Genomic DNA, 11,139 nt, shown 5'->3' with positions numbered 1-11,139 from the left:
TAAAACAAACCACCAAATCCATGAAACTACTAATCATATTAAGCATCGCCGAATTTTCTAACGAAGTTCGGGCAATGATGACCCGAAATAATGTACCTGTGTACAGCGAAACCGAGATGTACGGTTTCAGAACCGAAAAACATAAGCCGGATATTCGAACCTGGTTTTCACAGGGAGAACAGGGCATCTACTCTACCCTCTTCTTCTCTTTTCAGGATGAGGCTACGGTAAAACGAATCCTGAAAGAGGTGGAAAAATATAACGAGGAGTACGAGGGTGACCGCGACAATCCGCTGCACGCCTATCAGGTGGCTGTGGAGGATTTCGTATAAAATTTGTTTACCGCAGAGGACACTTTGAATAGTATTTGTTTGTAATATGAATAGATATCTCTTAGCGATGCATGCGTACTCAGCTGTGAATATTTAAACAAAAAACAACTAAACTTAATTGATCATGAAAGCACTAATAACACTTTTTGCAACACTTATTGGATTTGCCGGACTGGCAAACGCTCAGACTGATACTGAGTCACTTTTTGTCGTGCTGACCTCAGACGATGCTGAAACTCAAATGATGGCGATGGTTCTGGCCACTCAGTCACTCAACAAAGATGTTCCCGTTCGCGTACTTCTCTGCAGTGACGCCGGCGAGTTGGCGCTCAAGGATTCAGAATCCCCAGCTTTTGTACCGGCTGATCGATCACCCAAACAGCTCCTGATGGGGTTAATGAATAACGGTGTTCAGGTTGAAGTTTGCGGTATTTTTCTGCCCAACCGGGATTATACAGAAGCTGACCTGATTGATGGAGTTGGAACCGCAGCACCACCGGAAGTAGCTGAATTCATGAAGCAGGAAGGCGTTCGGTACTTTACGTTTTAGAATTAGCTAAAATTGATTAATAACCGATTCCCCTCCTTTTTAAGGAGGGGTTAGGGGTGGTTCGAAGACTTTGAATAATGCCTTTTTGATTCAATTCGAATCTGTTTCGATTTACGATTTAGATTTTATTGAAAAGAAATGCACATCAATCGTATAAAATGAATTTGTTACCTTCTGTGTGCACTATTATTAATGACAGTTGTATAACAAAAATGATTCGAACTCTCACTCTTTTTCTCTCGCTACTCCTGGGCATACTTGTGACCTCCGTACATGCGCAATCAACGTACACCGTAGAATATTACGGTGCACTTCGAGCAACAATACAGAATGGAGATATCTCTGCTAATGCGGATCTTGCCGATTTCATAGATCGGGAGCACCTTTATGCATTAGGCGCATTCGAAAACCTTAAAGGTGAAATCCTGATTTTGGATGGAAAATCATATTAAACCCGGGCAAGCAGTAAAGATCAGGTGCAGTTTATCGATGCTTATGATGAAGAGAAAGCCAACCTGTTGATTCTGGCCTCTGTTGAAGAGTGGGATACCATTGAACTTCCCGACAACATTTCATCTATGGAAGAGCTACAGGAAACTATTGAAAACAGAGCGGAAGAGTATGGACTGGACATGGACCGGCCCTTTCCTTTTTTAGTTAAAGGTGTGTTTAGTGCTCTAAACTGGCATGTCATCGACTGGCCGGAAGGTGATAACGTTCATACCCATCAAAAACACCGAACGTCCGGTCCAAATGGTGTGCTTGAAGATCAAAACGTTAGAATTCTTGGGTTCTGGTCCGATTCACATCACGGTATTTTCACACATCACTCGACGAATCTGCACATGCATTTTGTTACAGAGGATGAATCCCTGGCCGGCCATCTGGATGGATTGGGAAATGGACGGGATTTAACTCTTTACCTTCCAGAGAATAATCAATAAAAGTTATATAAAAGAACGTTTGATCCTTATGTATTAAACAGAAATTCAGTCCGCTGATCTGATTGAAGGTTTGAATATGATTAATCTTCTTTATTGTATTTTTATCCAACCACGCCTGCCTATCCCAACAGGCAGGCCTAAATTCCCTCTTTCAAACGGAAGGTACTTTTTAAATTCCGTCTTTCCCCATATGAAATAACAACCAAAAAGCTTATTTTAGATAAAGGAGTCTGATATTGTAAATGTAGAATAAACAGTTCTCTCAACAACTAATTCCATCGCTATGAAAATCAAAAAAAGCTTGGCCATCAGCGAAACGGGTTTTGTTTTTGACCCATCCACCGGAGACTCATACACACTGAATCCTACCGCACTCGAAATCATTCAGCTTTTAAAAAAGGATCATTCTCCCGAACAGATTTCAGAAATTATTACACAGAAGTATGACGTGGATGAAAGTGCCTTTGAAAGGTATTTCTATGACTTTATCGGAATGCTGAGACAGATGCAGCTGGTGGCTCTTGATGATGAGTAAAACACTGAATATTGCTATTTCGGGTCTGAACAATGTGGATAGTCCAGGACCGGGAATTCCGGTGATACGAGGTATTCGGGAATCAAATAAATTTGAATCCCGAATCATAGGTTTGGCTTACGAAAATCTGGAACCGGGACCCTTTATGCACGATTTTGTGGATAAAACTTACAAAGTCCCCTATCCGTCAGAGGGTGTGGAATCTTTGATGGAAAGAATCAGCTATATTCACAACCGGGAAAATATTGATGTACTGATTCCGAATTTTGACTCAGAAATATTTGTGTTCATCAAATTGGCTGATCGATTAAAAGAAATGGGGATCCACACGTTTTTACCCACGTTGCAGCAGTTCGAAGAGAGACACAAAAGTAACCTGCCCGCCTTTGGTAAAAAACACGGTATAAAAGTCCCTGACAGCTACCCTGTTACATCAGCATCAGAAATATTCGACTTGAAGAAAGATCAAAAAGTTGACTATCCGTTGGTAATTAAAGGAATATTCTATGATGCCTTTATTGCGGGCAACTCAGAACAGGCAGCCATCTACTTTAACAAGATCAGTGCGAAATGGGGTCTCCCGGTTGTAGTTCAGCAGTTTGTAAAAGGAACAGAGGTAAATGTTGTAGCGCTGGGCGACGGAACAGGAAAAACAGTCGGAGCGGTTCCCATGCGCAAGCAGTATATCACCGATAAGGGAAAAGCGTGGGGTGGTATTACGCTTGATGATCCCGGGATGATTGACTACACACACAAACTAATTGCATCCACAAAGTGGAGAGGTGGAATGGAGCTGGAACTCATACGTACCGCCGATAATGAACTCTTCCTCATTGAGATCAATCCACGGCTACCGGCTTGGGTTTATCTAGCCGTAGCTGCCGGACAAAATCTACCCGAGGCCATGATTCAGCTTGCAACAGGAGAAAATGTGAGTCCCTTCACTGATTTTGCAATCGGAAAAATATTTATCCGATACTCGTTTGATATGATTTGCAGCATGGATGAATTTCAAAAACTATCTACAACCGGAGAACTATAATGGACAACAACGATTCTCAATCCGCTCAAAAAAAACCGTTTGAACGGCCTGTCATCAAAAAAGTGAATGCGGGAATGCCTTCAAAATTTGGAATGCAGGTTCGGCACGAGCCCATCACAGAAATTGACGGTGTACCGATTCAACGTTTGATGGAGCAGTACGGCTCGCCTGTTTTTGTCTACTCAGAAAAAACCATCCGAAGAACCTATAAAAATGCATACCGTGCTTTTTCGTCGAGATATCCCAACGTACTCTTTGCATGGTCGTATAAAACCAACTACCTGAATGCTATCTGTAACGTGTTCCACCAGGAAGGTGCCTGGTCAGAAGTTGTTTCGGGGTTTGAGTATAAAAAAGCAGTTGCCAACGGGGTTCCGGGAGATCAGATCATTTTTAACGGTCCATATAAAACTAAAGATGATCTTGAACAGGCTGTAGAAAATGAATCCCTGATTCACATCGACCATTTTGATGAGCTCTATGATATTATCGAAATCAGCAAATCATCAAACAAAAAGCCTAAAGTGGCAATCCGTGTAAATATGGATGTCGGCATCTATCCTGCATGGGATCGTTTTGGATTTAATTATGAAAACGGGGAAGCCTGGGATGCCCTCAACCGAATTATGCACTGTCCAACCATCGAACTTACGGGACTGCATACTCATATCGGAACCTATATGATGAGTACGGAACCCTATAAGGTTGCCGCTCAGAAAATGACGGATCTTGCACTTGGGCTTGAACGTAAATTTGACCACACCGTGAAATATATTGACATGGGTGGTGGTTTCGCATCGAACAATACGTTGAAAGGTGGTTACTATCCCGGCAGCGACACCTCTCCCTCTTTTGATGACTATGCCGAAGCAATTGTCTCTGTGCTGATGAAAGCAGATTTCAAACCGGACAAACTGCCCACACTCATATTGGAAACAGGACGTGCCATGATTGACGATGCCGGATATCTTGCAGGAACCGTGATTGCAAATAAACGGCTGGCCGATGGTCAGCGAGCAACCATTATTGATGCTGGAGTAAACCTTCTATTCACTTCATTCTGGTATGATCACGACATTCGGCCTGCAATAAGTGTATCGGATCAAACCGAAGAAACGGCCGTTTTTGGTCCGCTGTGCATGAATATTGATGTAATCAGAAAAAATATGGTGTTTCCGCTTCTCAAAAAAGGTGACCCGTACGTCATTCGAAGAGTGGGCGCCTATAACAATACACAATGGATGCAGTTTATCACAATGCGGCCAAATGTGGTGTTGATTGATATGCAGGGCAACACACATATCATACGAAAGCAGGAAACTCTCATAACACTGAATAATCAGGAAGAGATTCCGAAACATCTATTACAACCAGATTCAACTTTTAATGAACGTTCAAAACACTCCCCTCCTGTGTAAGTGAGGTTGGGCCGGGGGTGGTAGCCTTAGGTGACGAAATTGAAAATGAACTCAAAAACCTTTTTAACCACTCCTAAATCCCCTCCTTGAGAAGGAGTGGACTTTTGTATTGAATAGGAAAAATATCAATTGAATTTTGATTCTAACGTATTAAATATTAACCCGGAAAAATATGAAAGCACCTGACTGGTTTTGGAAAGGATTGCTTAACAGCTATACACAGATTTTCTTTTCTGAGAACAAGCTGTTTGCTGCCATTCTGATTCCGGTCTCCTTCATTGATGTTTACGCTGGTCTTTTTGGGCTAATATCCGTGCTGTTTACCAATAGCGTAGCATTTATTTTCGGACTCGATCCTCAAAAAATCCAAAAGGGGTACTACGGATTCAACTCACTTTTGGTTGGACTTGGACTCGGTATTCAATTTGAACCCGTCTTTATACTTCTGTTTATTGTTCTGCTCGCCTCTATTCTCACACTTTTTATTTCTGTAACTCTTGAAGGAGTAATCGGGAAATACTATCTGCCGCATTTGAGCCTGCCCTTTGTCTTTGCACTCTGGATGTTGATGCTCTCGACACGGGAGTTCGACGCGTTAAACCTGAACGAACGATGGATATATACACTCAATGATCTGTACATTATTGGGGGGTCTTCGCTGGTCTCTGTATATGAGTGGTGGAATCAGCTTGCAATCCCCTCTCCCATCAAATCATATTTTCTCTCACTGGGAGCGATCCTGTTTCAATTCAGCGTGTTTTCCGGCGTATTGCTTGCAGTTGGGCTGTTTATCTATTCAAGAATTGCGTTTACGCTATCGTTAATTGGTTTTTTTGCGGCATGGGCTTTTTACGGACTTATCGGGGCAGAAATTTCTGAAGTGGGATACAGCTATATAGGGTTTAATTTTATTCTCACGGCCATTGCTGTAGGCGGCTTTTTTATCATTCCCAATATCTACTCTTACTTGTGGGCCATTATCCTGGTTCCATTGGTTGCCATTATCGCCATCAGTGTCAATACCGTTCTTTCGGTTTTTCAGCTTCCGGTTTATGCGCTGCCGTTTAACATTATCGTTCTTGTATTTTTATATGTTCTGAAATTCAGAACCGGAGAACAATCGAGACTCTTTACCTGGTTTGTTCAGAGAAATTCGCCGGAGAAAAACCTCTACTCTTTTCTGAATTATCGCGATCGATTTTACAGCTACACCCGCGGATCTTTAAAACTACCTTTTTTTGGTGATTGGAAAGTAACTCAGGGACACAATGGAGCCTATACCCATAAAGATGATTGGAGCCACGCATGGGATTTTGAAATTGAAGACGAGTATGGAAAAACATATCAGGGAAGCGGGGATTATCCGGAAGATTACTATTGCTACAATAAATCCGTGATAGCACCGGCTGACGGAACTGTAGAAGATGTCATAGATGATGTTGAAGACAACGTAATTGGGCAAAAAAACCTTGACGAAAACTGGGGAAACACGGTTGTCATCAAGCATTCCGAATTCTTTTACACCAAGGTCAGTCATCTCAAAAAAGGTTCATTGAAAGTTAAACGTGGAGACAGGGTACGCATGGGCGATATTCTTGGTGTTTGCGGAAATTCCGGTAATTCGCCCTATCCCCATCTCCATTTTCAAGTTCAGGAGACACCGTATATCGGATCAAAAACACTGAAACATCCGCTCACCAATTATTATGCTGGGTCTGGATCATCAGATAAAAGATTGATAGACAACGGTATTCCTAAAGAAGGACAGTTTGTATCGAATATCCAGATTCACTCCTCCTTGAAAAAAGCTTTCGATCTGGTTCCCGGGCGTATATTTAAATTTAAAATGAGTGAAGGGAATTCAGATTCCGTGATTTGGGAGGTTAAGATCGATAGCGGACTCAACCGTTTCATCGAATGCAGAATAACAGGTTCTAAAGCTTATTTTAAAAACGAACCGGCTATGCTCCACTTTCTCTATTTTGAAGGCGATAGATCCTCCCTTCTCTATAAATTTTATCTGTCTGCTTATAAAGTCAGTTTTGGTTTTGAACACGGCCTGGTTCTGCACGACAGCTACCCGATTCACCTGATATTCAATCCCAACCGGACAATCATGCAGGATTTTATTGCTCCGTTTTACCGCTATCTGGATGGAGTTTTCACACTCACCTATCCCGACCACAGTACAGGTCTGCAATCATCTGAGCTGGAGTTGCATGGTACTGCAAAAAAACGTCGTTTTGGGAAAAATATCGATGAGATGTCTTTTTCATTCCGGGTTGATGGCGATGGATTACGGGAATTTCAGTTTACAGATCATCAAGAAAAAGTGGTGGCCACATGCGTCAAATAGCTATTATCATAGTGATGCTATTCTTTTCTGAAGTTTCCTATAGTCAGGGTCAGCAGACTACCAGTACTGTAGATGCCACAACCTATCAGTTATGGTCTCAACAGGATTGGAATACTCTGATTGAGACGGGAAACCTGGCCATCAAAAACGGAATTGATTTCTACTATTTACGATATCGGCTTGGGGTAGCCTATTATGAAAAACAGAACTATCATCGAGCTGCACAGCATTTTCAAAAAGCGTTTGAAATGAATGACAGTGATGAGCTACTGAAGGAATATCTCTACTATTCCTATCTGTTTTCTGGCAGAAACTATGAAGCCTATTTTACCGAGCAAACGTTTTCAAAGGCAACACGTCGAAAATTGAATCTCGGCAAAGACCTGACATTCAAAAATATATATGTTTCCTGGTCGGGTCAGCAGGACGCTCCGGAATCAGCTATCGAAAATTTCAATTCTTCCATCGGAAATGAAGGATTGCAGACTGTTTCGACCGGGTTCAACCTGTTTCAGATTGGTGGTGAACACAGTGCGGGCAAACGAACCTGGTTTAGCCATACTTATGCACACCTTCAAAAATCGTACTTTCTGTTTTCAAATATCGATGGTTCTACGGTCATTAATCCTGATGAGACTGTTTATCTGAATCAATACTATATCGGTACAACGACACTCCTTAAACCGGGTCTGGATCTTCGCTTTGGTTTGCATTACATCAACCTGCTTAATTACGTTACGACGGTTACTTCCGCCCCTCGTCCACGCAGTTTTCGAACCGGAGTGACAAATAACGATTTCGTGGGCTCAGCGGGTGTAAATCGCCGGTTCAGTTATGTTGAGACCGGAATCTCATCCTCTGTATCAAACCTGAACGGAGCTACACAGCTCCAGCAGAATGCGATTTTATCATTTTTCCCTTTCGGTAATCTGCGTTTTTACACATCGTCTATACTTCACTATCAATCGGAAAAAGCAGGGAATCAGGATTGGCGAACGGATTTGATCTTCACCCAAAAAGCCGGGCTCAAATTGATGAACCGTATCTGGACTGAGGCATTTATGAATTTCGGTGATCAACTAAACGTCGTTACCGACAATGGGCATACTATTTTTAACGATACAAATGTAACAACATCGCGATATGGTATTCGGTTGCACACCCTTATTACAAATAAAATGAACCTTCTTCTGGATTACAGCAACATAGAAAAAGAGAGTCGATTTACTGGCGGTGAGTCCGGCTCCGTTATACAGAACGCTGTGCCTTACGAAACTCAAAATCTAACTGTGACACTATTATGGAATATCTAAAACACGCTATTTTATCCATATTTATCCTCACATCGCTTTCCCTCCCCGCTTTTGCACAACAGAGTTTAAGTGATGCGTTTAATGCCAGTTATGAGTCTGAAAATGCCGGGAATCTGGAAACAGCGATTGAAGTACTTGATTCGGTATACGATGCTGAATCATATGAACTGAATTTACGACTCGGGTGGCTGCACTATCAAAAAGGTGACATGGACGAGTCGATGATTTATTACAGACGTGCCGTTAATCTGAAGCCGTATGCGATTGAGCCAAAACTTGGCCTTGCTTATCCCTACTCGGCTATGGCTATGTGGGATGAGATAATTGAACTGTATGAAAAAATATTGGAAACGGATCCACAGAACAGCCTGGTCAATTATCGTCTTGGTTTGATTTATTATAACAGGGGGCAGTACGAGCGAGCTGATGGATATATCGAAAAAACGGTAAATCTCTACCCTTTTGATTACGATTCATTGCTGCTTTTTGCCTGGAATAAATTGATGATGCAGCGGACCAGGGAAGCAAAAGTGCTCTTTGAAAAGGTACTGCTTGCCAATCCCGGTGATGAATCAGCACTGAATGGATTGAGCTTGATACAGTGATTCAATCCTGTAGGAATGGAATTGATGTAATTCCTTAAATTGAATGCCTCTCAAAAAAATGCTGTCGCGAAAATAATCACGACAGCATTCAATTTTAAAGATTTTCTATTCCGAAATCATTTGCCTACATACGAAGCATACATCCAAACCAGTTTCTCCTGCTCGCTGATGTAGTCGCTCATCAAGGCATTTGTTCCTTCATCGTCTGCCTCACCGGATAGTGCAAGAATTTCACGCTGAATTTTCAACGTGGTCTTAAACGCTTCCAAAATTTCATTCACTGCCGCTTTTCCGTCCGAAACTTTTTCACTTTCAGTGATTTCAGACACTTCCACATATTTAGTGTACTTGTGGTTTGGAGTATAACCAAGCGTAAGGATTCTCTCCGCAACCTCATCAATTTTTATTTTGAGGTCATCATAAAGCTCTTCAAACTTTTCGTGCAATACAAAGAACGAATCCCCTTTAATGTTCCAATGGTATCCTCTTGTATTCTGATAAAACACCGAGTAATTGGCCAATAAAGCATTCAGCTTTTCGGCTAACTTTTTCGTTTTATCACTGTCCAAACCTATTCTGTTTTCTGTACTCATATCTCTGTGTTATTTACTGTTTCTGTTCTCATTGATGTCTATTTAAAATACTAAATTCAGTCCCCAAAATCCCTATTTGTTATTGATACGGTGCATCAATAAAATCGAACCGTAAATAAGGATAATACCCCTACGAGTTCTTACTGCATGGTAGATTTCCACACTATTTGTAACCCATGTTATCTGCTTCTCTTCCCAAGTGCAAAACATCACAGGTGAATGTTGATTATTCCTATATTCTTGTATATTCGCTTAGAGATGAGAACATCAATTAAAAAACCAATCAATATGAGAGAACTAATCGCATTTCTAATTGTCACATTAACGTCACTGTCATTTGTATCTACAGCCGACGGACAGATTTTTAACAGACTGAAAGACCGTGCAAAGAAAGCAGCTGAGGATAAGGTTGAGGAGAAACTTAGCAATGAGGTTGAGAAAGCAGCCGAAAGAGCCGTAGAAAAAAGTTGGCAATCCATTTTTGGTGAAGAGTTTGGCTCAGAAGGCGATGGCATAAATGTATCATTTGCCATGAACAGCAATGCAGTGACCGAAGAGGCGTATCGGTTTGATGTCATCACAACCATGGAGGTTGAAACCGTTAAGAAGAATGGGAACTCTGATGGTCCTATGATCATGAAAATGCACTTTAATGATGGCGAAGCCTATTCGGGTACCAAATTTTCAGGCGAACAGATCGATGAATCTGAAGGTGAAATGTTTATGATTTATGATCTAAAAAATGAATCAATGGTAATGCTGATGGAGAATGAAGATGGAAAATTTTCATTCGCCTACGACTGGAGACAGGCTCAAATGCTTGCAGAAGATTTTGATGATATGGAATCCGATGAAGACACGGCCCCTGACGAGGACGAAGAGGAAGAAATGGAAGAATGGGAGAACTTTGAAGAGATCGGTACCAAAACCATCGCCGGGCTGGATTGCCGCGGATACAGATCTGAAAATGAAGAGAGCGTGATGGAGTACTGGGTAACCGAAGACGAGGATTTAGGGATCTATAAGATGCTCCGTGTCAACGAACAAACGAAGCATCTGAAAGGAAATGTACCGAAGAACTATCCCGCCGGTATGCTGATGGAGATGACTCAGGAAGATCTCAGCAGTGGTGAAAAAACCACTATGCGAGTAACCGATATCAACAAAAATGCATCCGTTACATATACAATGAGTGATTATCCGCCGATGTCGATTGGCGGAGACAGCCGCGATTAGGATTAATTCAGATCCTCCTGACTGTAAGTTTTACATCAGTTCGTAATAAGAATTATGGAAAAGAGTCTCCCCTTCCTAAGGGGAGATTTAGAGGGGTTTCTTAATTCTATAAAATTTCAATATTTCAATTCTGGATTTAACTCAAACGTTAATTACTGACGATATATAAAGTTCAAAAAACTGTATAGAATTTATTCCTGGGGATTTTAACTATT

12 protein-coding genes are annotated in these 11,139 nt (G+C 41.5%); 11 read left to right on the top strand and 1 reads right to left on the bottom strand.

Translation table 11 applies throughout. The annotated features are described in order from the left end of the window. The first annotated feature begins 20 nt into the window (after window positions 1-20). The 10 genes from CWD77_RS03250 to CWD77_RS03205 all read left to right on the top strand — a co-directional run bounded on the left by CWD77_RS03250 (window position 21) and on the right by CWD77_RS03205 (window position 9,095). Complete coding sequence (locus tag CWD77_RS03250) at window positions 21-332, top strand: hypothetical protein (protein WP_101071787.1); 312 nt, start codon at window positions 21-23, stop codon at window positions 330-332. Between the two features lie 124 nt (window positions 333-456). Further along, on the top strand, window positions 457-882 hold the full coding sequence (locus tag CWD77_RS03245; protein WP_101071786.1) for a DsrE family protein: 426 nt from the start codon (window positions 457-459) through the stop codon (window positions 880-882). A gap of 212 nt (window positions 883-1,094) precedes the next feature. After that, the gene (locus CWD77_RS03240; protein ID WP_101071785.1) at window positions 1,095-1,334 is read left to right on the top strand and encodes a hypothetical protein; all 240 of its coding nucleotides are present in this window, start codon (window positions 1,095-1,097) and stop codon (window positions 1,332-1,334) included. A gap of 24 nt (window positions 1,335-1,358) precedes the next feature. Beyond that, a complete protein-coding gene (locus tag CWD77_RS03235) occupies window positions 1,359-1,826 on the top strand; it encodes a hypothetical protein (protein WP_101071784.1) in 468 nt (155 codons plus the stop codon). A gap of 283 nt (window positions 1,827-2,109) precedes the next feature. Then, window positions 2,110-2,361, top strand: a complete 252-nt coding sequence (locus CWD77_RS03230; protein ID WP_101071783.1) for an HPr-rel-A system PqqD family peptide chaperone — start codon at window positions 2,110-2,112, stop codon at window positions 2,359-2,361. Continuing rightward, window positions 2,351-3,403 carry an ATP-grasp domain-containing protein gene (locus CWD77_RS03225; protein WP_101071782.1) on the top strand — a complete coding sequence of 351 codons (1,053 nt, stop codon included), beginning with the start codon at window positions 2,351-2,353 and terminating at the stop codon, window positions 3,401-3,403. Before CWD77_RS03230 ends, CWD77_RS03225 begins: the two co-directional genes overlap by 11 nt. Continuing rightward, window positions 3,403-4,821, top strand: a complete 1,419-nt coding sequence (locus CWD77_RS03220; RefSeq protein WP_101071781.1) for an alanine racemase — start codon at window positions 3,403-3,405, stop codon at window positions 4,819-4,821. Before CWD77_RS03225 ends, CWD77_RS03220 begins: the two co-directional genes overlap by 1 nt. Window positions 4,822-4,993: 172 nt before the next feature. Beyond that, on the top strand, window positions 4,994-7,177 hold the full coding sequence (locus CWD77_RS03215) for an urea transporter (protein ID WP_101071780.1): 2,184 nt from the start codon (window positions 4,994-4,996) through the stop codon (window positions 7,175-7,177). Continuing rightward, the gene (locus tag CWD77_RS03210) at window positions 7,165-8,490 is read left to right on the top strand and encodes a tetratricopeptide repeat protein (RefSeq protein ID WP_101071779.1); all 1,326 of its coding nucleotides are present in this window, start codon (window positions 7,165-7,167) and stop codon (window positions 8,488-8,490) included. The genes CWD77_RS03215 and CWD77_RS03210 overlap by 13 nt, the downstream gene beginning before the upstream one ends. Beyond that, complete coding sequence (locus CWD77_RS03205) at window positions 8,478-9,095, top strand: tetratricopeptide repeat protein (protein ID WP_101071778.1); 618 nt, start codon at window positions 8,478-8,480, stop codon at window positions 9,093-9,095. The genes CWD77_RS03210 and CWD77_RS03205 overlap by 13 nt, the downstream gene beginning before the upstream one ends. Window positions 9,096-9,211: 116 nt before the next feature. On the opposite strand, the gene CWD77_RS03200 is transcribed toward CWD77_RS03205, so the two are convergent. After that, window positions 9,212-9,688: a Dps family protein gene (locus tag CWD77_RS03200; RefSeq protein ID WP_101071777.1), complete on the bottom strand. Its 477-nt coding sequence runs from the start codon at window positions 9,686-9,688 to the stop codon at window positions 9,212-9,214. 288 nt (window positions 9,689-9,976) lie between these two features. Between CWD77_RS03200 and CWD77_RS03195 the strand changes: the two genes are divergently transcribed. Beyond that, a complete protein-coding gene (locus tag CWD77_RS03195; protein WP_101071776.1) occupies window positions 9,977-10,924 on the top strand; it encodes a DUF4412 domain-containing protein in 948 nt (315 codons plus the stop codon). The last annotated feature ends 215 nt before the right edge of the window (window positions 10,925-11,139 follow it).

Source organism: Rhodohalobacter barkolensis, from assembly GCF_002834295.1.
Classification (GTDB): domain Bacteria; phylum Bacteroidota; class Rhodothermia; order Balneolales; family Balneolaceae; genus Rhodohalobacter; species Rhodohalobacter barkolensis.
This window is presented reverse-complemented; position numbering and strand designations above follow the sequence as displayed.